Genomic DNA, 23,652 nt, shown 5'->3' with positions numbered 1-23,652 from the left:
TTGGGGGATGAATTTTATGGCTTTAACAATTGATTTTGATACTCCTCAAACTGGTACACCTCGTTCTGTTGGAGTTACAGGCACTGTTGCTAGAAATAGTCTTGCTTATTTAACCATTAGACTTAATGTTACAAACGCTGTTTCAACAGGAAGAGATAGATCGTTTTATAGAGTAATTGCTTATGATAATACAGCAAATGGAACATCATTAGCTGTTAATACCTCTTATACTTTGTCAATTGTACCAAAATTTATAACAGGTGATACTGTTGACGAATCTACTGGTGTAGTAACTGCATGGTCATATACCATCTAGAACTATTTATAATGGCATGGAGCAATTTATTGCTCCATGCTTTAAACTAATGGATTAAAAAAGAGGTGACAAATTTGTCAAATATAATAATTTATGCTACTAAGAGTCTTACGGTAACCAGTAAATTGATAAACGGAAATATGAATAAACCTACTATAACTGTAGGTAGTGATGGTATACACAACTATATTAGTTACCTATTTTTTGATATTTCTAGTATACCAAGTAATGCATCAATTTCTAGTGCAGAACTTGTATTGTTTAAGACAAATAATTTTTATAATGATTGTAGGAAAATATTTTCAATATACCCCCTATGTGATTATTTCAGCACTTATACAACTTTCAATAATCGACCAGAAGTAGATATCAATATTAAAAAAAATTTTCATCCAATAACTTCAGATGTGGCTATAACAGTGGATTTAACTGATTTTGTTGTATTATGGTTACAGAATAAATTAAGTAATAGAGGTATAGCATTACTTGATAGAAGTAATAGCATTCTTACACAATTTGGTTCTTCAATATGTAAGGATAGATATCTTGTTCCATTTTTGAAAGTGGTTATAAACGACGAGTGTAAATGTTGTAAGGAATGCAATTGTTGTAACAAAGGGGAAGGCACTATAAGACAGGTAAATGTCAAGGGAACTGTTGCAGAGAATTCAAAGTATGTAGCCATAGTAAATATTGGAGTAACAAGAAGTGGTACTGGACATACAGATAATTATTATATAACTGATGAATATAACAATTTATCAAATAGTAGTCCTCTTTATGTAGATAAAATCTATAATATGGCTATAGTACCAAAGGAAAATCCAGGAGATATAGAGACTGTAAGCTTTTATGGTTCATATAAGGAGTAGATTATTAGTTTCTACTATAATTAGTAATCTTTTGTTCAAATTAATATAAAACTGTATGATTACTAATTAACATAAGATATGGTAAAGATAAATGAGATTTTATTGGATAGGCTATCAATAGAATAAGTATCTATTCTTACTATATTTAATAATAATAATGAAGGAGCAATAGTATGGTTGAAAATGTAAGTAGTATGAGAGTTGATTCTGAGAAAAGTAATAGAAAAAATATTGTCTTTTTTGTAAAACAAGGGCTAGATAGTTTTTTAGAAGATATTATTAATGGATTATCTCATGACTATGTGACTAAAAAAATAGTGGTAACAAATTTAAAGCAAATTGATGAAGGGATGAAGTGTGCCGATATATGCTGGTTTGAGTGGTGTGATGAATTAATATCCTATGGAAGTAAACTTAGCATTGCTAAAGAAAAGAATATTATATGTAGAATACACAGCTATGAATCCTTTACTGAATATCCATGTAATGTTTACTGGAAAAATGTTGATAAAATCATATTTGTAGCAGAACATATAAGGAATTTTACTATTGATAATTTCAATATTGATAAAGAAAAAACCATAGTAATTCCTAATGGTATAGATATTCCTAAATGGACTTTTCAAGATAGAAAACCTGGGTTTAATATTGCGTATGTAGGTTATATAAACTATAAGAAAGGACCTATGCTATTGCTTCATACTTTTAAAGCTATATATGATAAAAACAGCCAATACAAATTATATATTGCTGGTAAATTTCAAGATACTAGAGATGTTTTGTATTTTAATCAAATGATAAAAGCATTTGAATTAGAAAATAATGTAGTTTATGAGGGTTGGCAGGATAACCTAGATAAATGGCTAGAAGATAAAAATTATATATTATGTACAAGTATTTTAGAATCACAAAACATTAGTGTTATGCAAGCTATGGCAAAAGGGATAAAACCTATAATCCATAATTTTGTTGGTGCAAAAGAAATATATCCTCAGTGTTTAATTTGGAATACAATAAATGATGCTCTTGAGATGGTAATTGATAGTAAATATGATTCTCAAGAGTATAATTGTTTTGTTAAGAATGATTTTGAGTTGCAGGATCAAATAGAAAAACTAAAGGCATTATTCATAACTCTATCTGAAATAAAAAAAGTTTCAATGATTGAGCAACCATTAGTTACTATAGGAATAACAAATTATAATGGTAATAAATACTTATCAAAATGTGTAGATTCTTTTATAAATCAAACCTATCCTAATATAGAAATTTTACTTATAGATGACTGTTCAACAGACGGCTCTGATGAAATAATTAGAAATTATGAGAAAAAACATAAAAATATACGCGGAATTTATCATAGTCTGAACTCAGGTGGAGCATCAAAAGGAATTCAAGAAATTATTAGTAACGCAAAGGGGAAGTATTTTCAATGGATTGCTTGTGATGATTTTGTAGAAAGGGATGCTATTTACAAATTTGTAGAGTATTTAGAAAAAAATACCAATAAGGACTATGTATTTAGTGACTTTAATATAGTGGATGAAGATAATATAATAGTTCAGCAATGGAACTACCAAGTTCATCCTAAAGATGAGGTCATTGAACGTATTTTTAAATCTGCATCGGGTATTATACCTATGAATTGTCTTCATAGATTGAACTTTTTTAAGGACAACAAAATAAATTGGATAGTTTATAAAAACAATGATTTTTCTGCAGATACATTGAATTGTCTGCAGTTAATAAAATATAATTGGAATTATGGAAAAGTAGATGGTGCAGTAATAAATTATAGAATTCATTCAAATAATTTATCACATAACTTACAAAGGAGAATAGATTCATCTGTTACTATATTCGATTATATAATTAAAAATTTTAAAGAAGAAGTATATGCATCTGAAATTAAATGGAGTCAATTTGAGGATAGGGACCAGCTAAAAAATTATGTAATAGCTCAATTTTATTATAATCAAATTCAAAATCATATAAATATGAAAGCAATACCCCAATATATAAAGTGTAATGTTGCTAAAGAAGAAATAGTAAAATATTGTTTTATTTTTGCAAAGGAAGGGATGAAGTATATTGATGAAGGATTAAAGCATGGAGGAGCTTTTCTAAATGAATTTCTTAATTTAAAAGAGTTATATGATAAATATAAAAAAGAAGTCGAAGATTTAGGAAGTGTTTAGTAAATAGAAATAGCATAAAAAATTCTATAGTTTTTAATTCCACATACTTTTAGGTATAAAAATAGTAATTTTAAGTAATATATACAAAAAAGTATAGATTTCTGCTAAAATAGTATTAGAAATTATTTAATATAATTATATAAGGGGGAATTATAAAATGGAAAAAAAGACGAGGGGATTTTGGACCACATTAGTGTTAGTATTTTACATTCTTGGAGGAATTAGTTCAATAGTAACTGCTATTATAAATAAGTCGTTAGCTGAAATAGTTCCAGAGGCTGCTCTTAGCAGTGGTATGGTAGTATATTCAATCATATCTGGTATAATAATTATCCTTATTTCTATAGGAATTTTCATGTGGAAAAAGGCGGCAGTATATGCTTTGGCAGTATACTATCCTGTTAACTTTTTATTAGGTTTAATTACAATGGATTATAGTATGGCACCAGTAGTGATTGTTTCAATAATTGTTGGTGTAATAGGTATTATAATATCATATCTAATGGTATTCAGCCTACTTAAAAAAATAAAATATAATGAAGAAGTAAAAAATACAATGAATGTATAAAATTAGTGTATAATAAATAAAGAAGATAGATTCTATCTTCTTTATTTATTATAGAATAGGACAAGGAGTGAAGAATTTGAAGATGGATTTCAATCTTTCAAAGAAGAAAAAGTATATACTAATTGTCATTGCAGTAGTATTATTTATAATACTTTCAGCAGTAATAATTGCTATAAAGTTAAAAGGACCAAAAGAGGAGACAACAATTACTCATGAAGATAGTTATGAAATCAAGGGAGAAGAAACATTAAAATTTAATGGTATTAGTATTATAAGTGATGAGCAAATTATTATAGTAGATAAGTCACAAGGAGAATTAAAAGATATTAAAGTTAAAGATGGACAAGAGGTAAAGAAAGGCGATGTATTATTTTCTTATCTTAATACTGCAGTTGAAGATCAAATAGCACAGTATGATAGGGAAATAACCTCCAATAATGGCAAAGTATCTAGAGTGAAGAAGGAAAAGGATAAAGTTAACACAAGCATTAATAAGCTACAAGGAGATTTAAATGCAATAAGTGGTGAACTAAATAAAGTTAAGAGTGAAATATCTAAGCTTAGTACATCAGAAGAAAAAGAAGCTCAAAGTCAATATAATGAATTATTGAAAACAAAAGATGTCCTTGAAGGTAAGCAACTAGAAGTTTCTCAACAAATAGAAATGTTAATGAATCAAGTTAATGGCATAGAAACTGAAGTAGCAAGTTATGAAGAGGGAAACAAGTCAATAGTAACTGAAAGGGATACTTTAAAGAAAAAAATAGGTAAAGATATAGTTGCAGATATAGATGGAGTAGTGAAAGTAAATAGCAAGGGTATAGATGACCCAACTGTAGCCTATATGAGAATAATATCTAAAGAGCCTTTAGTTAAAGCAGAAGTTTCTGAATTTGATGTAAAGAATTTGAAAGTAGATGATGAAGTAATGTTAAAGGTTATTAGTAGTGGAGAATATATTAAAGGTACTATAACTGAAATTGACGAGCTACCTATTGAAGAACCAGGAAGAACTACAACAGGATACAATTTTTACATAAAACCAGAAAAGAGTATCAGAATAGGGTTTAGCTTAGAGGTTAAGTGCAATTACAAAGGAATAGAAATACCTAAAGATTATGTATATGAAAAAGATTCTAAGATACATATACTTAAGGAAAAAGGCGAATCTTATGAAGATATAGAAATAAAAGCAACTTTAGAAAATGATAAGTATTATTTATTAGATGGAGCTATAGGGATAGGAGATAGGTTGATTAAAAATCCTTCTACGGTACTAGAAGGGAGCAAATAATTATGATTAAATTAAAAGACATAAATAAGTTTTATGTTACTGGGGATGAAACTCTTCAGGCATTAAAGGATGTTAATTTAGAGATAAATAAGGGTGAGTTTCTAGCAATAATGGGACCCTCTGGATCAGGAAAATCAACACTTATGAAAATATTAGGATTGCTGGATAAAAAGTTTGATGGAAGTTACACATTTTTAGATAAAAATATAAGTTCTTTTTCAGATGATGCTTTAAGTAAGTTTAGAAATGAAAAGATAGGATTTGTATTTCAAGATTTTAACCTTATAAAAAGGCTTTCAATAAAAGAAAATATTGAAATACCTATGCTTTATAGAGGTCATAGAATAAAGGAAACCAAGAAGCGAGTTGTAGAACTATTAAAAAAGGTTAATCTTGAGAGTAAAATAAATAAGTATCCTACTGAATTATCAGGAGGACAACAACAGAGGGTATCTATTGCTAGAGCATTAATTAATAATCCAGATATAATAATTGCAGACGAGCCTACAGGTGCTTTAGATAGCCATACATCTAAGGAAATAATGGGTATGTTTAAAGAACTTAATGATGAAGGAATTACTATAATTTTAATCACCCATGATGTAAATGTAGCAAGACAAGCTAATCGAATAATGTCTATTTTCGATGGTGAGCTTAAGGAAGGAGAATTTTAGATGAAGCTTAGTGTTCTAATTTTTTCTGCTTTAAGAAACCTTATAAGAAATAGAAAAAGATCTTTCTTAACTATGTTAGGTATAATAATAGGAATAGCAGCAGTAATTACCATAGTTGCATTAGGGGAGGGGTATAAGAATAAAACTATAAAAGACTTTACAGGAGAAAACGAAGGTAAAGTTGTATTAAATGCAATGTTTACTCCATCAAATGCGGAACATATTAATGCTGCAGGAAATAGTTTTAATAATAATGATAAAAGAGCTATAGAAAGATTACAAGGAATTGAATCAGTAGAATATATATATTCTAGCAATGAATATGGTGAGCTTGTAGATTTACAAGTAAGGGGAGCTGCCATTCAAGGAATGGCTTCAAAGGTAGAAAAAACTGATTCTCCAAAGATTATAGGAAGAAATTTAAGTGAAAAAGATAATGAAAATTCAACAAGAACCATAGTATTAAGAGAAAGCCTAATTGGTGATAAGGTTGAAGAGAAAGAAGAGTTAATTGGAGGTATTGCAACCTTAAAGGGTATTACCTTTGAAATTGTAGGTATTATAGAATCTGATGAAGATGAGGAGTTTAGCTTTAGCTTTAAACCAGATATTCAAATTCCAAAGAACACCTATGATAAGTTTTTCCCTTCCAGTGATGTAGTTCAAGGTATGAGTATTACCTTAGTTAATGGAGTAAATGTTAAGGATACTATTAAGGATATAGAAAACGTCCTTAATGAGGAAGGCTCTAAAAAAGCTGAAGGAGAATATATGGTAATGGATACCAGCGGAATAATAAAAATGATGGGTTCAGTACTAAATACATTAACTTTATTTATTGCTGGAGTTGCTGGTATATCATTATTTATTGCAGGAATAGGGGTTATGAACATGGTTTATACTTCTGTTTCTGAGAGAACTTTAGAAATTGGAATAAAGAGATCAATAGGAGCCAGAAGAAAAGATATAAAGCGAGAATTTTTAGTAGAAGGTGTAGTTATTACTGTCACTGGTGGAGTGATAGGATATGTATTTGGAATAATAATTGCTAATATCATATCTTATTTTATGCATATGGCAATAATACCAAGTCTATTTACTGCATCTGTAGCTATAGGAATTTCCATATTTATAGGTATAGTATCTAGTATAATTCCTGCCAATAAGGCTGCTAGTGCAAATACCATTGATATACTTAAATAAAAATAGTGGTGGACTTTTTAAGTTAAAGGTCTACCACTTATCTATTTATCAAGGTTTACTATTGTAATAGAAAATGCATCGTATTCTATTAACCCATCTTTTCTCATTTTATTTAATTCACGGGATAATGAGGATCTTTGTACCCCAAATTTTTCTGCTAAATCCTTTTTAGTTACTTCTAGTTTAATTATATTACTCTTTTGAACATAGCTTTCATACATTAGAAAGTCAATTATGCATTGTCTTATAGATTTAAGAGAAAGTGTTTTTATTTTATCTGTTAAAATTAAGGTTTTGTCTGAGATGGAGTGAAGAAATTTAGATAAAAAAGTAGTATTACTTTGGCAGAGACTTAAAACTAAATCTTTTTTTAAGTGTATAAGTGTTACTTCCGTTTTTGCTAGAACCATCATTGGATAAAAGTTTTTATGGGAAAAAAGCAGATTTCCTCCTAGTTCACTTCCGATAGTAAAATCACTTATTGAGATATAGTTTCCTTTCTCATCAGTGCTTTGTACAGAGACAATTCCTTTCAGGACTATATCAAAAGTAACACATTTTTCATTTTGAAAATAAATTACGGAATTTTTTTTATAAGTTTTTATATTGAAAGAATCTTGTACAAATAAATGATTAATAGTGCTCATAGAGATATCTTTAAATAATTCTGTATTTTCAAGAATAGAAATAAAATCTAACATTATTATTTCTCCTTTTTCAAAATTAGTTACCTTGGTAACTGATTATAATATTAAAACAAATTATAATACAAGTAAAGATGTTGAAGGGAGAAAATAAAATGGATATATTCACAATAATTCTTTGGGTAATTACATTGACTTGGTTTATTTGGTCCATAAATAAAGATAAAAAGAAAACTTTTAACTCCATTAAAATGTCAACGGGAATAATGAAAAGCATGATAGGAGAAATTATAGGAATACTTTTTCTTATAGGATTAATACTTACATTCATTCCACCAGATATAATTAAATATTATTTAGGCCAATCTAATATTTTTATTTCCACAATTATTTCTGCATTTGTAGGAAGTATCACTTTAATACCAGCTTTTGTTGCTTTTCCACTGGTAGGTTCCTTAGTAAATGCAGGAGCTAGTATAGTTCCTATAGTGGCATTTTTAACAACTCTTACCATGGTTGGTTTTGTTACATTTCCTCTTGAAAGAAGAGAATTTGGTGTTAAGTTTGCATTGATTAGAAACTCATTAAGCTTTATATTTGCTGTGGTTATAGCACTTTTCATGGGGGTGATAATATGAGTTTAATTATTAAAAAAGTAAAAAACAATATGTTATTAACTTTTGTTATTTTAGCTTATTTGTTTTTATTGATTTTTATGCCGGATAAAGGAATTATGGCTTTAAATAATAGCTTATATTATGTGAAAGAAATGCTTATAATAATGCCAGTAATACTTCTACTAACATCTCTCATTGAGGGATGGGTTCCTAAAAAAACTATAGAAAATGCACTAGGTGAAGGTTCAGGGGTTAAAGGATATATATTTTCCTTTTTACTAGGTAGTTTTTCAGCAGGTCCTATTTATGCAGCTTTTCCTGTATGTAAGATGCTTATAAAAAAGGGTGCAAGCATAGCAAATATAGTAATAATCTTAAGTGCTTGGGCAGTAATTAAGATTCCGATGCTAGCAAATGAATCTAAGTTTTTAGGTCCTAAATTTATGGTGATTCGATGGAGCTTAACTACAATATCTATTATTATAATGGCAATTATCACTTCAAGATTTGTTAAAAAAGAAGAATTACCTAAAGAAGATATTATAGAAAAGGAAGATGCAATACTAATTATAGAAGAGGACTTTTGTATTGGTTGTGGATTATGTACAAGGATAGCATCAGAAGATTTTATATTAGAAAATAAAAAAGCAAAGGTAAATAAAAATATATTAATATCACAAGAAAGTGAAAAGATTAAACTAGCTATATATAAATGTCCTGCAAAGGCAATTAAGTATAAATAATATATTCTAAAAAATAAAGATATAAAGGGGGAATTTATAATGGTTGAAAAAATTTATCAAATGACTAACAGCCATAGTAGAACAGTTGAAATGCTTATTTCAGATGGAAATGTTCATTACTTACACATGATATTTAATAAAGGAGAAGGACTTCCAGAGCATTTTTCAAATTCTAATGTATATATGGCTGTACTAAAAGGCACGTTATCAATTGGATTAGATGACCAAGAAATTAATGAATACAAAGAAGGCACTTTATTAAAAATACCATTTAAAACTAAGATGAATGTTGGTAATAAACATGATGAAATTTTAGAATTAACTGTGGTAAAATCACCTGCTCCATCTAAATAATTACACAATAGGGTAAAAGCTTTTTATTAATATATATAATTTACTGAATTTAAAATAAATAATTGAATAATTTAAAAAAGCTGTTGAATATTCAATGTAATATTCAATAGCTTTTATTCTATTACTGTAATTTTAAACATAACCTAATTAATAATATATTGATTCAAAATAAAATATTGTGGTATAATTGTATATCATTTCAATAATCAATAATTATTGTTTATTGAAATAAGTTATTCTTAAAGTTAAAATAAAAATAAAGTCTTAAATACATGGAGAAGAAATAATATGAAAAAAAATTGGATTATCGTCACAATAATTATAACCGTGGCTGTAGGATTAGGAGCCTTTACATATAAGGGTTACACTAAGAACAATCATACTGAAAATATGATTAAAAATGATAAAAATAAGTATGATGCATCAGCAGAGATAAAGGATGCATTAAAGTTACTAAGTAGTAAAAAACAAGCTGAAGTTATAACTAATGCAAAAACCTCTTCTAATGTACTAGCTCTATCCTTTGAAGGAATTAGTGATGCTAATACTATGGGAAAAATAGTGGAATTATTAAATGAGTATGGTGTAAAAGCAAATTTTTTTATTCCAGGTATTAAAGCTGGAGAAGACCCTACCACAGTAAAAAACATTAAAAAAGCGGGGCATGTAGTAGGAAGCGAAACTCTTTCAGATGCTAGGCATATGGAAAAGTTATCTCAGAAAGAATTAATTACTGATTTTTGCCGTGGTAATAAGATAATAGAAACTATAATTAAGGAGAAATCTAATTTACTAAAGTGTAAATCTACCACATACACTGATGAAGTCCTAGAGGCAGCATACGCCTCAGGTAATAAGTATGTGGTTCACAGTGATCATTATCTTAGCTATCAAAGTTTCAAGGATTATGGGCAGGCTCAGAATTATGTAAACAAATTAAATAAGGGCATAATTATTTCCATTAAGGTTAATGGTGTTCTTGATGATTTCGAATATGAAAGAGAAAAAGAAGGGGAAAAGCCAGCTATAGATAAAGAAGCAGGGATAGATGAATCTACTAAGGATGAAAGAGAAGAAATAACCGTTGTTAAAATTGTAGAATGGTTGTTGAAGGCCATAGATGAACAGAAAATAACTGTTGTCCAAGTGAATGAATTAGCTGGAATGAAAAGTTATGATGAAACTTCATCACCTGAAAATATGTCAAATAAAGATGAGATTTATATAGATGAAAGTTATAAAGAAGAAAAAAATACTTCACAAGGAAATAGTGAAGAAAAAAATTCTTTAGATTTAGTAAATTTTACGGAGCTAATAAAAAAAAATAATGGTAATCTTGCTCCTAATATTTCAGAGTTTTACACTACTAAAGAAGCATTATCCTATACCTTTAGAGGATTAGATAATGAAACTGCATTAAATTCAGTTTTAATATCTTTAGATAAAATAAAGGCTAAAGGAACTTTCTTTGTCACTAAGGATGAAATAGAAAAGTATCCAGATAGAATTGCTAACATATTAAAGAAAGGTCATGAAATTGGCAATGGAGGAATAACAGTTAGCTCAAGTTTATTAGACAAATCTACAGAAGAGATTTGTAAAGAAATATATGAAGTAGATAATTTATTAAGGAAGATTGGTGTAAATACTAAAGCATACATGCCTGGATATGGTTATGTTGATGTTGAGGTTCAAGAAGCTTTATCTGTTATCAATAAAATTCATGGTATTAAGGGTTATGAACTGTTTACTTATTCTAAATCTCCTATTAATCATAAATATAAAAACATGAATGCAGAAGAAGTTGTAAGGGATTATCTTAATTTAAATACCTATATGTCATTAAGAAAAGGTGAGATTGTTTACTTTAGGCTAGACTCAGATTTATTTGAAGATAAGAATACTGTAGCAAATATTATTGAATTAATTACCTCTAATTATGTAAAAAATGGACATGCTAATAAGTATAATGAAGCAACACAATCCTATGTTTTAGTTGAAAAGCCATTGAATTATTCTGTTGAGACTTTAAGTGAATTGCAACATACTGTGGAATCAGCTTCTCAATTAGGGAGATATAGGATGGCGGGGAATAATATTAACTCATTAATTAGGAGGTCTTATGAAGAAGCTTTATCTATGATGAAATCTAATTACATAGGTAATAAATATGTGGATTTAAGTGATTTAAATGAAGAGGAACAGGTTTTAATGGATAAGACAGGGACTATTGATACCAATGGTGAAGATGTAATATTCTTTACCTTCGATGATTGGGGAGGAGATCCTGTGATTAATGAGATTTTAGATGTACTTAATAAACATAAAGTAAAAGGAAGCTTTTTTGTAATATCAAAGTACATTGATACTAACGGAGATGTATCTAATGCTAATCCTAATTTACTTAGAACCATTGCATTTAATGGTCACGATATTGGAAGTCATAACTATAATCATGAAACTTTAGATACAAACAAGAATAAATTGGAGATTTCTTTAGTTAAATCCTATGATGCTATGGCTAATGTTATAGGTGATTTAAATTCATTAAGACCATACTTTAGACCACCAACTTTACTTGTTAAAAAGGAAGGGCTAGCACAGGTATTTGAAAGTGGATTTAAATATTCTATTAATGGAAATATTTCAACTCATGATTATGAAAGTAGTTCTTCCCAAGAAATTGTTCATTCATTAGAAGAAAGTTTAATCAAAGGTAGAGGGAATATTATAGTAATGCACATGAACAATCAAAGTTATTATACAGCAGAAGCCTTAGATATTTTCTTAACTAATAATGAGAATGGAGTTTACGGAACAAAGTATAAAATTGCAAAGCTAAGCGATTATTTAGAATAATAATTTTTGTAACATATGAGGAGTTTAAAAATGAGGTTAGATACTATATGAAAAAAATAAAAAAAGATGAAACCCGTGATGTCCTTTTAAATCCCCGTAAAGATAGACGGTTATTATCAAATGTTCCTGATAAGGAAGAAATTAGAGATAATATTGACCGTAGGGGATATCAACTTTTGGATAACCATAAAGAAGACCCTAGTGGTTTTATAACGAGTAAGAATGCTGGTATAAGATATGTAATGAAAACGGATGTGGAAGTTGTTTGTAAAAGCAGCAAAGGAAATAAAAAGTTATTAGTAAAATCTATAGACATTTCTACCACGGGGCTTTTGTTAGAATTAAAAGATGAAACACAATTAAATATAATAAACAATGCTGAGGAGATAAAGTTAAAATTTAAAATATTACCTGGTTCCATGCCTGAGGGCTATGAAATGAAAGTGAAAATTAAAGGTGAAAAAGTTAGAGATTCTATAACATCTGAAGGAAAAATTATCTGTGGAATAGAGTTTACAGAAACTTTGTCAGAGTATTCAAGTAGAAAAAAAGATAGATATGTACTTGTTACTTCTAGTTTTCTTTTATTATTTATTACATTATTTATTATATTAATGCGTGCAGAAAGTATTATATATTTTAAATTTAATAAATGGATATACCTTTATAGTATTATTGCAGCAGTATTTTTGCTTAGCAGATATTTATTTGGAATGTTATATAAACCTATGCTAATAGATGTGGATTATACACCTGGAGTAACTATTATTATTCCTTGCTTTAATGAAGAAGTGTGGATCGAAAGAACAATTCTAAGTTGCATAAATCAAGATTATCCTATAGACAAGCTGGAAGTTATAGTAGTAGATGATTGTTCTAATGATAATTCTGTAGAAAAAATTAAAGAAACTATTGAGAGGTTAAGTAGTGAAGCAGAGAGATTTGAAACAAAACACAGGTTAAAATATTTTGTGCAAGAAAATAATCTAGGTAAAAGGGATGCTTTATGCAGAGGAGTTAAGGAAGCTAAACATGACTTAGTTGTATTTGTTGATTCAGATAGCTTTTTAGATCCCTTTGCTATAAGAAATTTAGTTCAACCTTTTAAAGATCCTAAAATGGGAGGCGTATCAGGAAGGACTGATGTAGCTAATACATACACTAATGTATTAACAAAGATGCAATCAGTGCGTTATTACATAGCCTTTAGAATTATGAAGGCAGCAGAGGCTTATTTTGATGCTGTTACCTGTTTATCAGGACCATTAGCTTGCTATAAAAAACAAATAATTCTAGACAATATGGATGCATGGTTAAATCAAAGGTTTTTAGGTCAGAAGGCAACCTTTGGAGATGATCGTGCTATGACTAATTTTGTGTTAAAAGGTCATCGAACAAGTTATCAAGATACAGCTATCTGTTCTACCATTGTACCTAATAAATATAAAATATTTCTTAAGCAACAAATGAGGTGGAAGCGTTCATGGCTAAGAGAATCAATAATTGCAGGTAAATTTATGTGGAAAAAGGAGCCTTTTATGGCAGTATTCTTTTATATGGGTGTAGTAGTTCCTATTGTTGCTCCAATAGTTGTTACATATAACTTAATTTATGTTCCAATTATCCATAAGATATTTCCAACAACCTTCTTAGTAGGAATATTGATGATGGCTTTAATGATGAGTTTTGCTCAAATGTTTCTTAGAAAAAGTACTACATGGGTTTTTGGTATGGTATTTTGTATTTATTATGAGGCAGTATTATTGTGGCAGATGCCTATTGCATGGGTAACCTTTTGGAAGTCCACATGGGGCACGCGAATGACTCCCAGTGATATAAAGGCTCAAAAGAAGAAGGAACAGAGAACTACTTCCAGTAAGTTTAAGAAAAACGGAGGGAAAAACAATGAAAAGTAATACTTTTTCTCCTAAAAAGAAAGATAGGATTAAGATAGCAAGAGGTATATTACAAGGAGTTATTTTAATTATATTGTTAATAGCTATTATAAAAGCTTTATTTTCATTCTCTGTATATGAGCCTTACAATTCATATAAGGTAAGTAATAATCAAGATAGTGGCTTCATTGCAGTATCATATTTTGGTGTAGATAGAACAGGAAATGATACCTTAATAAGTACCAAAAGATTGGATGAACAGCTTAAAGCATTAAAAAATAACGGATATGTAACAATTACTCAAAAGGATGTAGTGGATTATTATTTAAAAGGTAAGGCATTACCAACTAAATCACTATTTTTACTATTTGAAGATGGAAGAAGAGATACAGCAATATTTTCTCAGAAAATTATAGAAGAATACAATTTAAAGGCAACTATGCTAACTTATGCTGATAAATTTGAAAAGGAAGACTCGAAATTTTTAAGTTCTAATGAGCTATTAGAGTTAGTAGATAGCTCTTACTGGGAATTAGGTACAAATGGGTATAGACTTAAATACATAAATGCATTTGATAAAGATTCAAACTACTTAGGTAATTTAAATTCAGTTGAGTTTGCAGAATCAGCTTCAAGTATGGAGAGAGATTATAATCACTATTTAATGGATTATATTAGAGATGAATATAATATTCCCAAAGAGTCCTATGAAGAAATGAAACAGCGTATTGATAGTGACTATAAGGCTTTATCTAAAGTGTATACTAAGGAAATTAGTCAAGTGCCTAAATTATATGCCTTAATGCATTCTAATACAGGTCAGTTTGGTACTAATGACAAGGTAAGCGAAATAAATGGTAAATGGATTAAAGAGTTATTTAATATGAATTTTAATAGGGAAGGTTTCTCGCTAAATACAATAGATAGTTCAATCTATGATTTAACTAGAATTCAACCACAGTCCTATTGGTCAACCAATCATTTGCTAATGAGAATTTTGGATGATACGAAGCAGGATATTGAATTTGTAGTTGGAGATAAAGAAAAGGCAAGTAAATTTAAAGAGGTATCAGGAAAAGCGGAGTTTAAGGATGATACTATTATATTAACATCTTTATCAGAAGGAAAAGGTATCCTTAAACTTTTAAATAGTGATACTTATAAGGATGTTAATGTGTCAACAATATTAAATGGGAATATAATAGGTTCTCAAGGTATTTATTTGCGAGCTAATGATGATCAAAGTGATAGTTTATGTGTTAGACTTATGAATAATGTAGTAAGTATTATTGAAAATTCAAAAGGTAGTTCTAATGTCATATTCTCACTAGACTTAAGTAAAAATAAAGAAGAAAAATTTGATATAAGAGATGGGGGGAGCAGAAAGGTTGATATAACATTAGTTAATGATAAAATTAGTATAGACATTGATGGTACTAATATAGCTAAAGATTTGGATGTAACTAATGAGAATCAGGGAAGTGTTTATTTAGAGTCTGCATGGGGAGAATATGGATATAGTCAAAGGAATATTGCAGATGATGTATATGATGGTGTATTTAAAAAGTTTAGGATAACTGATGTTAATGATAATGAATTGTATGACAGCTCACTAAAGGGAGTTGATAGTATATTTTATTCCCTTAGAAATTTTACTGATAAAATTATAGACTGGTTTATTAAATATTTATAGATTATAGAGGTGTTAAATGAGTAAAAGAGCAAAGAATACTTGGATTATTATTACTTTGACTTTAATAATAAGTATATTTCTATATGGTTGTTCAAAAGAAAAAAATCCCCTGGAAAATAGCAGTAAAGTACAGGTTGGAGAAACGGCTGCAATTGAGGATAAAAAGATATTTGATGAAAATATAGATAACTTATCAGCATGGGTCACTTATTGGGATTTAGATGTTCAAGGAGAGATTAAGTCTTTAGATAAGCAATTAAAGGAAGTTTCATATTTTGCAGCTTATTTTGATTCCAACAATAAACTGATAATGCCACAGCAATTAGTAGATTACTATAATAGAACAAAGGATGAGGACTATACTAAATATCTTACTATTGTTAATGATAAAATAAATAGTGATGGAACTTCATCACTAAAGGATAAGGATCTTTTAAAGACATTGCTCACAGATTCTATCTTAAGAAGTAAACATGTTAAGGATATAATAAGTTTAGCATCTCAGTATGGTTTTAATGGAATAGAAATTGACTATGAACAAATTAAGGATGATATGGAATTATGGAATAATTACTTATTGTTTATTAAGGAGCTATATGGTGAATGTAATGGAGTTGGGTTAAAATTGAGAGTCATATTAGAACCTAATATCCCTTTTGATGCTCTAGAGTTTATAGAGGGTCCGACCTATGTTATGATGTGTTACAACCTACATGGAGGGTTTAGTGAACCAGGAGAAAAAGCAAATCCTCAGTTCATAAAAGAATTGATGGATAAGATGGAAAGAGTACCAGGAAGTAAAAATTTTGCCATTGCTACAGGTGGATTTAATTGGGCTTCAGATGGAAAGGTAACTTCCTTATCTGAAGTAGAAGCTAAAGATTTAGTAAAAGAATATAGTGCAAAAGAGGAAAGAGACAATAAAAGCCAATGCATAGTGTTCAAGTACACTGATGAGGATGGGATTGAACATGAAGTGTGGTATGCAGATAAAAATACATTAAACTCATGGATGCAAGTTATAAAGGAAAAGGGCTATGGTATCAGTCTTTGGAGACTTGGTGGAAATGTGTTTGAGTAAACTCAACAGATAGTTGAGTTCCTCCAAAAGGACTAGTTATTGTTGTAGTTTTAAATTTCAATATACGTAGAGAGCTAGGTTAAATTTAGTAATTAGCCTAGCTCTCACTATAACCATGGAATAATTTACATCACTGCTTATTTATATATAGTTATCAGTGTTATATTATATTTATTTTAAATTTTATGAATTATAATTACATGTTTTCCCTATATAAGAAATTATTTGCGTTGTTAAAGTGTTTCTTTTATAATAAAATAATATATATCTATAAAAGAAAAAGAAGGTATATAAAATGTTTGACTTTAAATTTGACTGGCAAGATGATTTAAATACCAATATTGGGAGAATTGATGAACAGCATAAAGAACTTTTTAGAATTGCTCGTAATATAGAACAATTATTGATAACAAAATGTGCTACTGTAGATACTAAAATTCTTCTTGATATAATATGTGAGCTTAGAGAATATATTTCTTATAGCTTTTATGAAGAAGAAAAAATAATGAAAAAAGCTAATTACTCTAATTATGAAGAACATATAAAATCCCATAAGGAATTAAAAAAAGTGATTATGAATATTGAGCTATCAGTATTAAAGAAAAAGCCTTGTGAAGAATTAAAGAAAATTAAGGATTCTCTACAAGACTGGATTTTTCAGCACATGATGATAGAAGATAAAGCAATGGCAGAAGAAATATTAAAGAGTCCAACCTACATTTAGAATGTAAGTTGGACTCTTAAAATTTATTTCTTTTTACCTAAAATACGTATTAAGTATATAAATAAGTTAATAAAATCTAAATATAATTCTAAAGCAGCAATTATAGCAAACTTATTTGTGGTAGTGGCATCATAACCGTAATTTTGTTCATGTATTAATTTAACCTTTTGCATATCATAAGCTGTTAATGCACAGAAAACTGCAATACCAATATAATTAACAAACATAGATAACTCATCAGAACCTACAAAGAGATTGAATAAGCTAGTAACTAATATTCCAACAACCCCCATTATAGCAATTCTACCTACCATTGATAAGTCCTTTTTGGAGGTCATACCTATCATGCTACAACAAAAAAACATGGCAGAAGTTACTACAAAAATACTTATGATGGACTCGAGACTGTAGATAGTAAATATTGCCCCAAAAGTAAATCCGTTTACTATAGAATAGGTTATAAACATGGCAAAAGCAGCTTGAACAGAAAGTTTATTAATCTTTCTGCTAAGTAAAACTACTAAAGTTAATTCCACAACAATAATACCTATTACGAAAGCTGAGTTACTATAGATTAACATCATCATAGAAACATTAGTGGAAATAAAATAACCTACAGCAAAGGTAATTATTAGTCCGATGGCCATATATAATAAGGTCTTATTTATAAAATTATTTTGGCTCTTACTATATGAAATTTCATTCATAATATCACTCCTTCGATAAACATAATATATGTAATATTATACAATATATTAAGAATTAATAAACAGATTATATACATTAAAAGAAAAAATTCAGGAACTATTAATGTATTTTAAAGCAATTATAGAGGTGTTATAAGTAAAACATGAAGAAATGGAATAAACTTGGATACAATTTCAATGAAATGATATAATATTTATATTAATTTAAAAATTGTTTAGGATATTAAATAAGTGTAAAATCGTGGAAATATTAAATTGCAATTATCAACATATGAATGTTATTTGGATTAAATGGGGGATAAAAATGGATAAAATATTAATTACAGGATCAGAGGGATTTTTTGCTTCAAGGTTTATAGAATACTATAGGGATAAGTATAATATTATAGAATTTGGAAGAACGGAACTAGATATAACTAATGAAGAGAAAACTATTAAAACTATAGAAAATAACAAACCAAATTATGTAATACACTCTGCTGCGATATCAGATACTGGAACTTGTGAAAGAAATCCAGAGTTATCCTATGATATAAATGTGAGAGGAACCATAAATGTAGCAAAGGGATGTAAAAATTCTAATAGTAAATTGATATATTTTAGCTCAGATCAGGTATATAGCAATAATAACTCCTTAGGTCCACACAATGAGGATAGTATTTTAATTCCTAAAACAGTATATGCTGCTCATAAAATAGAAGCTGAGAAAAAAATATTAGGGTTACTAGATGATGCAGTTATTTTAAGAATCACATGGCTTTTTAGTTTGCCAGAAAAAAATAAGAAAATAAAATCTAATCTAATTTGGAATATTATAAAAGGTGCTATGGAAAATAAAAAAGTAGAATTTCCAGAGTATGACTATAGGGGGATAACTTATGTCTATGATTTAATAGAAGCTTTTGATAAGATACTCAAATTACCTGAAGGAATATATAATGCCGGTAGTGAAAATGATTTAGGTGCTTATGACATTGCTAAAATTGTATTTAATGAATTGAACTTAACTAATAGAATTGAGGAACTTTTGGTTAAAAATAGTGATAGACATAGAGATATAAGAATAGCTAATGAAAAAATTAAGAAATATGATATACATTTTTTATCATCAGAAGAAGCAATTAAAAAATGTATAAGAGATTTTTCCTTTAAAATATAATAATAAAGAGCAGGTTACAAATTTGTGCTATAGAAGTAATGTACACTGTAAAAAGTTAGGTACAATGGGATGAAGATATATAAATCCCTCAAATCTGCACGACTACAACAATTAGTTAAATATATAAATAGTTATATAGAGAACTATTTATATATTTTTATAGAAAAGGTTTTATATCCAATAATATAGTTTTATGGAGGATGAAATGGATAAAAAGATACTTATAGGAGAAATGGCTAAGATTCACAATATATCAACTCAGACACTAAGGTACTATGATTCTATTGGATTACTTAAGCCTAGACATAAAGATGAGGAGAATGGATATAGATATTATGATATTGAACAGTTTGCTCAGCTTGATTCTATTTTATTTTTAAAAAAGCTGGGAATGCCCCTTAAGGATATAAAAAAGTATTTTTCAAATAGAAATCTTAAAATACTAATTGATCTCCTTAATAAGAAAGAGAAGGACATAGATAAGGAAATTGAACTTTTAGAAAGATATAAAAAAAGTATCTCTAAAAAACTTGAGTTTTTGGAAGAAAGTATAGAAGAAGCTAGACTTGAAGAATGTGAAATAGTTGATTTAGAGGATAGAGATATAATATATATTTCTTTAAATGATAGAACAGATATATATAGTGTAGAATATGGTATAAAAGAATTAAGTAATAGATTGGGAGATAATCTTTGTTTATTTGATGGAAGAATAGGAGCTTTTATCTCACAAGAAGATATTTTAAGTAAAAAGTATACTACCTTCAGAGATATTGCTTTAATTTTTGATCATGGGATTTTCAACCACAAAAATATAAAAACTTTGCATAAAGGAAGATATGCAAGGATAATTTATAGAGGCCTCTATGATTATGCAGAAAGTTACTTTAATAAGCTTATAAATTTTATGGATATAAATGGACTAGAGAGTGTTGGAGATGGCATAGTTCTTACCATAACTGATTCTGCTTTTTCTTCAAAGGAAGAAGAGTATTTAACAGAAATACAAATTCCTTTAAAATAAATGATTGACATTATAGTTACTATAAGGTTTAGAATATAAACTTGTGAGAGATAAGAGTGCTAGATTGATTACACATCAAATAAATTATTTTAAGTAGGTGATATTATGAACTTTGTAGAATTAACAGAAATGAGATTAAAGAAATTATTGATAAAATTTTTGTTTCCTAGCATATTAGCTATGCTAGCAACGTCAGTAAATATTCTTTGTGATACCATATTTATAAGTCAAGGAGTTGGAAAAGAGGGCCTTTCGGCTTTAGGAATAGCTATACCTATATATAATGTATATAATGCCCTATCCCTTTTAATAGGAATGGGAGGTGCTACCTTATACTCTATTAATATGGGTAAAAAGAACAATGAAAAAGCAAATCAGGTCTTTAATACATCAATTTTTATAGCAATTATAATAGGGTTAAGCATTTCTATTTTTGGTTATATTTTTTCAAAAAATATAGCTATAATGTTTGGAGCCTCACAACAAATATTAGGACTTTCTGATGAATATCTAAAAATAATATTATTATCAGGTATAAATTTTATATTATCAGGCGTTTTACAGGCATTTATAAGAAATGATGGTGCTCCAAAGCTTTCTATGGTTGCCGGAATTACTGGTAACATGTTTAATGTGGTTTTTGACTATGTATTTATTTTTGTACTTGACATGGGTATGAGAGGTGCTGCCATAGCAACGGCTATAGCACCAATGGTAACTTTAATAATTATAGCTACTAAATTTATTAAAAAATCTGGACATCTTAGATTCAACTATAACTCAATTAAAATTCCATATATTACAAATATATTTAAGGTAGGGATATCAAGCTCATTCATTGAGGTATCTGGAGCTATTGTTATAATACTATTTAATTATATTTTAATAGATATGATAGGCGAGATTGGAGTAGCTGCGTATAGTATTATTAGTAATATTGCTTTAATTGGAGTTGCAATATTATCTGGAATAAGCCAAGCTATTCAGCCAATAGTAAGTGTTAATTTTGGAGCTGAACATTATGATAGAGTAATTAAAACTAGAAAAGCAGCCATATACATTGCAATTGCCTTTGGAATAGTATTTTTCTTAGTAGGAAATATCTTTACAAAAGAAGTAATTAGCTTTTTTAATAATTCAGACTTAAAGCTTATTGAAATTACAGCTAGAGGTATGAGAATATATTTCGTAGCATTTATATTTATTGGAATTAATATGGTTAATATATCATTTTTCCAAGCAATTAGTCATGCTAAGATATCAAATACCATGTCTATTATAAAGAGTTTTGCATTAGTATTAATTAATCTATCTATTCTTCCGAAAGTATTCGGTATAAATGGATTATGGTCCACTATACCAGTTGCAGAATTTATTACTTTAATCATTGGTATATTTATAGTTAAATATAATATGAATTACTTAAAGTCTAAGGCATAAAATTAATGAATAAAGTTACAGCATATAAATTTGCTTCTATGCACATTTATATGCTGTATTTTTATATAAATATATAGATGAAAATTAAATAAATGGAAAAACTACTTCACATGTCGTAGTAATTGTGATATATTATAATTACTACGACAGATAAAGTACGATAGGCAGAGTAATTGCATAATATACACTAAAGATATAGTTATATATGAAATAGTAAGTAGTAGGTGGAGAAAGGAGGATAACATTTGATAAGTAGTGATGTTATTAGAGGATATAATGATACTATAATTCTTTTCACTCTCCTAGATAGGGAGTCCTATGGATATGAGATATCTAAAACTATAAAAAAACTATCAGAGGAAAAATATATTATAAAGGAAACAACATTATATTCTGCCTTTACAAGGCTGGAAAACAACGGTTATATAGAATCCTTTTATGGAGATGAGACCTTTGGAAAGAGAAGAACTTACTATAGAATCACACAAAAAGGACTGGATTACTACAAAGAAAAGTGTGAAGAATGGAAGGTTATTAAAGAAGTAATGAGTAAATTTATAAAGGAGATGGATAAGTATGGAGACCATTAAAAATTATTTAGAAAATATTTTTTCAAGTTTACCAAAATCAGCAGAAATTATAAAATTAAAAGATGAGTTGCTTTCTAATATGGAAGAAAAATATTGGGAACTTAAAGAAAGTGGAAAAACTGAAAATGAAGCTATCGGAATTGTAATTTCTGAGTTTGGGAACATTGATGAGTTAATAAAGGAGTTGGGAATTGAAAATAGAAAGCAATTAGATAATATTCTGACTATTACCATGGAAGAAGCAGAAAATTACATGAGGGATAAAGTTAAATATGGAAAGCTTATTGCTGTTGGTGTTATGTTATGTATATTAGCACCAGCAATACTAATGTTTACTCATAATATTATAATAGGTGGAGTATTTGGTACAGAAATTAATGTGGAAACTTTAGAAGGACTCAGTGTTATCCCATTATTTATTCTTATAGCTATTGCTGTGGGGCTATTTATCTATGCTGGTACTCAACTTGACAAGTATAAGTATTTAGAAGATGATTTCATATGTCCACTACATGTGCAGCAAAGAGTAAAAATTAAAAAAGAAAAATTCTCATCCAATTTTACTAAATTAAATATAATTGGAGTTACACTTTGTGTACTGTCACCTGTTGCGTTAATTGGTATATCAGCAATTGGAGGATATGATAATGACATATTATCTAATTATGGAGCAATTGTATTATTAATAATGGTAGCTATTGCAGTTTTTATATTTGTAAGAGTAGGAAATATAAATAATAGCTATAATGCACTTTTACAAATTGAAGAATATTCATCAAAATGTAAGGAAAATAATACAGCTATAGGTGATGTTGCATCAGTTGTATGGCCTATTGCCACAGCAATATTTTTGATTTGGGGTTTAGGATTTAATGGATGGCATATTTGTTGGATTATATTCCCTATTACTGGAATACTATTTGGAGCTTTTAGTGGATTATATGCCTTAATAAAGCGTAACAATAAAAGATAATTTAGTATAATAGCTAGTCATAAA

General features: G+C 28.4%; 22 protein-coding genes. 20 read left to right on the top strand and 2 right to left on the bottom strand.

Annotated features, from left to right (window positions below):
- Positions 1-16: 16 nt before the first annotated feature.
- The 7 genes from B3086_RS11830 to B3086_RS11800 all read left to right on the top strand — a co-directional run bounded on the left by B3086_RS11830 (position 17) and on the right by B3086_RS11800 (position 7,125).
- Positions 17-316, top strand: coding sequence for a hypothetical protein (locus B3086_RS11830; RefSeq protein ID WP_150844550.1), 300 nt, complete (start codon positions 17-19; stop codon positions 314-316).
- A gap of 74 nt (positions 317-390) precedes the next feature.
- Positions 391-1,188, top strand: a complete 798-nt coding sequence (locus tag B3086_RS11825; protein WP_150844549.1) for a DNRLRE domain-containing protein — start codon at positions 391-393, stop codon at positions 1,186-1,188.
- 173 nt (positions 1,189-1,361) lie between these two features.
- Entirely contained in the window at positions 1,362-3,386 is a 2,025-nt protein-coding gene (locus B3086_RS11820; protein ID WP_346846453.1) for a glycosyltransferase, read from the top strand.
- A gap of 157 nt (positions 3,387-3,543) precedes the next feature.
- Positions 3,544-3,954 carry a hypothetical protein gene (locus B3086_RS11815; RefSeq protein WP_346846454.1) on the top strand — a complete coding sequence of 137 codons (411 nt, stop codon included), beginning with the start codon at positions 3,544-3,546 and terminating at the stop codon, positions 3,952-3,954.
- Between the two features lie 82 nt (positions 3,955-4,036).
- A complete protein-coding gene (locus B3086_RS11810; protein ID WP_346893617.1) occupies positions 4,037-5,248 on the top strand; it encodes an efflux RND transporter periplasmic adaptor subunit in 1,212 nt (403 codons plus the stop codon).
- 2 nt (positions 5,249-5,250) lie between these two features.
- Positions 5,251-5,922, top strand: coding sequence for an ABC transporter ATP-binding protein (locus B3086_RS11805; protein ID WP_346846455.1), 672 nt, complete (start codon positions 5,251-5,253; stop codon positions 5,920-5,922).
- Positions 5,923-7,125, top strand: a complete 1,203-nt coding sequence (locus B3086_RS11800; protein WP_346879227.1) for an ABC transporter permease — start codon at positions 5,923-5,925, stop codon at positions 7,123-7,125. It begins immediately after the preceding gene.
- Between the two features lie 41 nt (positions 7,126-7,166).
- Here the strand turns inward: B3086_RS11800 and B3086_RS11795 are convergent, their stop codons facing one another.
- Positions 7,167-7,826 (bottom strand): Crp/Fnr family transcriptional regulator, encoded by a 660-nt coding sequence (locus B3086_RS11795; RefSeq protein ID WP_346879226.1) that lies wholly within the window; start codon positions 7,824-7,826, stop codon positions 7,167-7,169.
- A 98-nt stretch (positions 7,827-7,924) separates the two neighbouring features.
- Here B3086_RS11795 and B3086_RS11790 point away from each other — a divergent pair, with 98 nt between their 5' ends.
- From B3086_RS11790 to B3086_RS11755, 8 genes are all read left to right on the top strand, one after another.
- Positions 7,925-8,407, top strand: coding sequence for a permease (locus B3086_RS11790; protein WP_346879225.1), 483 nt, complete (start codon positions 7,925-7,927; stop codon positions 8,405-8,407).
- On the top strand, positions 8,404-9,129 hold the full coding sequence (locus B3086_RS11785) for a permease (protein ID WP_346879224.1): 726 nt from the start codon (positions 8,404-8,406) through the stop codon (positions 9,127-9,129). Before B3086_RS11790 ends, B3086_RS11785 begins: the two co-directional genes overlap by 4 nt.
- Positions 9,130-9,168: 39 nt before the next feature.
- Positions 9,169-9,483, top strand: coding sequence for a cupin domain-containing protein (locus B3086_RS11780; RefSeq protein WP_346846460.1), 315 nt, complete (start codon positions 9,169-9,171; stop codon positions 9,481-9,483).
- Between the two features lie 288 nt (positions 9,484-9,771).
- A complete protein-coding gene (locus B3086_RS11775; protein ID WP_346893435.1) occupies positions 9,772-12,342 on the top strand; it encodes a polysaccharide deacetylase family protein in 2,571 nt (856 codons plus the stop codon).
- 47 nt (positions 12,343-12,389) lie between these two features.
- Positions 12,390-14,258: a glycosyltransferase gene (locus tag B3086_RS11770; RefSeq protein ID WP_346846462.1), complete on the top strand. Its 1,869-nt coding sequence runs from the start codon at positions 12,390-12,392 to the stop codon at positions 14,256-14,258.
- Positions 14,248-15,930, top strand: coding sequence for a glycoside hydrolase (locus tag B3086_RS11765; RefSeq protein ID WP_346893433.1), 1,683 nt, complete (start codon positions 14,248-14,250; stop codon positions 15,928-15,930). Before B3086_RS11770 ends, B3086_RS11765 begins: the two co-directional genes overlap by 11 nt.
- 16 nt (positions 15,931-15,946) lie before the next feature.
- Positions 15,947-17,011 carry a glycosyl hydrolase family 18 protein gene (locus B3086_RS11760; RefSeq protein ID WP_346879222.1) on the top strand — a complete coding sequence of 355 codons (1,065 nt, stop codon included), beginning with the start codon at positions 15,947-15,949 and terminating at the stop codon, positions 17,009-17,011.
- A 295-nt stretch (positions 17,012-17,306) separates the two neighbouring features.
- Positions 17,307-17,735, top strand: a complete 429-nt coding sequence (locus B3086_RS11755) for a hemerythrin family protein (RefSeq protein WP_346846468.1) — start codon at positions 17,307-17,309, stop codon at positions 17,733-17,735.
- A 23-nt stretch (positions 17,736-17,758) separates the two neighbouring features.
- Here the strand turns inward: B3086_RS11755 and B3086_RS11750 are convergent, their stop codons facing one another.
- Entirely contained in the window at positions 17,759-18,442 is a 684-nt protein-coding gene (locus B3086_RS11750; RefSeq protein WP_346893431.1) for a Bax inhibitor-1/YccA family protein, read from the bottom strand.
- Between the two features lie 304 nt (positions 18,443-18,746).
- On the opposite strand from B3086_RS11750, the gene B3086_RS11745 reads away from it, so the two are divergent.
- The 5 genes from B3086_RS11745 (at position 18,747) to B3086_RS11725 (ending at position 23,628) form a co-directional block, all read left to right on the top strand.
- Positions 18,747-19,601 (top strand): SDR family oxidoreductase, encoded by an 855-nt coding sequence (locus tag B3086_RS11745; RefSeq protein WP_346893429.1) that lies wholly within the window; start codon positions 18,747-18,749, stop codon positions 19,599-19,601.
- A 205-nt stretch (positions 19,602-19,806) separates the two neighbouring features.
- Positions 19,807-20,625, top strand: coding sequence for a MerR family transcriptional regulator (locus B3086_RS11740; RefSeq protein ID WP_346846471.1), 819 nt, complete (start codon positions 19,807-19,809; stop codon positions 20,623-20,625).
- A 105-nt stretch (positions 20,626-20,730) separates the two neighbouring features.
- Positions 20,731-22,065: an MATE family efflux transporter gene (locus B3086_RS11735; protein ID WP_346846472.1), complete on the top strand. Its 1,335-nt coding sequence runs from the start codon at positions 20,731-20,733 to the stop codon at positions 22,063-22,065.
- A 245-nt stretch (positions 22,066-22,310) separates the two neighbouring features.
- Entirely contained in the window at positions 22,311-22,655 is a 345-nt protein-coding gene (locus tag B3086_RS11730) for a YjcQ family protein (protein WP_150844531.1), read from the top strand.
- The gene (locus B3086_RS11725) at positions 22,642-23,628 is read left to right on the top strand and encodes a permease prefix domain 1-containing protein (protein WP_346846473.1); all 987 of its coding nucleotides are present in this window, start codon (positions 22,642-22,644) and stop codon (positions 23,626-23,628) included. Before B3086_RS11730 ends, B3086_RS11725 begins: the two co-directional genes overlap by 14 nt.
- Positions 23,629-23,652: the final 24 nt, after the last annotated feature.

The organism is Clostridium sp. UBA871 (genome assembly GCF_002295255.1).
Lineage (GTDB): Bacteria > Bacillota > Clostridia > Clostridiales > Clostridiaceae > Clostridium_J > Clostridium_J sulfidigenes.
Note: the sequence above shows the minus strand (reverse complement) of the source record. Positions and strands in the feature narration are given on the sequence as shown.

Bases quoted from the DNA above. Each gene is read 5' to 3' on its own strand.
- B3086_RS11830 (WP_150844550.1), top strand. From the start codon at position 17: ATGGCTTTAACAATTGATTTTGATACTCCTCAAACTGGTACACCTCGT.
- B3086_RS11820 (WP_346846453.1), top strand. From the start codon at position 1,362: ATGGTTGAAAATGTAAGTAGTATGAGAGTTGATTCTGAGAAAAGTAAT.
- B3086_RS11815 (WP_346846454.1), top strand. From the start codon at position 3,544: ATGGAAAAAAAGACGAGGGGATTTTGGACCACATTAGTGTTAGTATTT.
- B3086_RS11810 (WP_346893617.1), top strand. From the start codon at position 4,037: ATGGATTTCAATCTTTCAAAGAAGAAAAAGTATATACTAATTGTCATT.
- B3086_RS11805 (WP_346846455.1), top strand. From the start codon at position 5,251: ATGATTAAATTAAAAGACATAAATAAGTTTTATGTTACTGGGGATGAA.
- B3086_RS11800 (WP_346879227.1), top strand. From the start codon at position 5,923: ATGAAGCTTAGTGTTCTAATTTTTTCTGCTTTAAGAAACCTTATAAGA.
- B3086_RS11795 (WP_346879226.1), bottom strand. From the start codon at position 7,826: ATGTTAGATTTTATTTCTATTCTTGAAAATACAGAATTATTTAAAGAT.
- B3086_RS11790 (WP_346879225.1), top strand. From the start codon at position 7,925: ATGGATATATTCACAATAATTCTTTGGGTAATTACATTGACTTGGTTT.
- B3086_RS11785 (WP_346879224.1), top strand. From the start codon at position 8,404: ATGAGTTTAATTATTAAAAAAGTAAAAAACAATATGTTATTAACTTTT.
- B3086_RS11780 (WP_346846460.1), top strand. From the start codon at position 9,169: ATGGTTGAAAAAATTTATCAAATGACTAACAGCCATAGTAGAACAGTT.
- B3086_RS11775 (WP_346893435.1), top strand. From the start codon at position 9,772: ATGAAAAAAAATTGGATTATCGTCACAATAATTATAACCGTGGCTGTA.
- B3086_RS11770 (WP_346846462.1), top strand. From the start codon at position 12,390: ATGAAAAAAATAAAAAAAGATGAAACCCGTGATGTCCTTTTAAATCCC.
- B3086_RS11765 (WP_346893433.1), top strand. From the start codon at position 14,248: ATGAAAAGTAATACTTTTTCTCCTAAAAAGAAAGATAGGATTAAGATA.
- B3086_RS11760 (WP_346879222.1), top strand. From the start codon at position 15,947: ATGAGTAAAAGAGCAAAGAATACTTGGATTATTATTACTTTGACTTTA.
- B3086_RS11755 (WP_346846468.1), top strand. From the start codon at position 17,307: ATGTTTGACTTTAAATTTGACTGGCAAGATGATTTAAATACCAATATT.
- B3086_RS11750 (WP_346893431.1), bottom strand. From the start codon at position 18,442: ATGAATGAAATTTCATATAGTAAGAGCCAAAATAATTTTATAAATAAG.
- B3086_RS11745 (WP_346893429.1), top strand. From the start codon at position 18,747: ATGGATAAAATATTAATTACAGGATCAGAGGGATTTTTTGCTTCAAGG.
- B3086_RS11740 (WP_346846471.1), top strand. From the start codon at position 19,807: ATGGATAAAAAGATACTTATAGGAGAAATGGCTAAGATTCACAATATA.
- B3086_RS11735 (WP_346846472.1), top strand. From the start codon at position 20,731: ATGAACTTTGTAGAATTAACAGAAATGAGATTAAAGAAATTATTGATA.
- B3086_RS11725 (WP_346846473.1), top strand. From the start codon at position 22,642: ATGGAGACCATTAAAAATTATTTAGAAAATATTTTTTCAAGTTTACCA.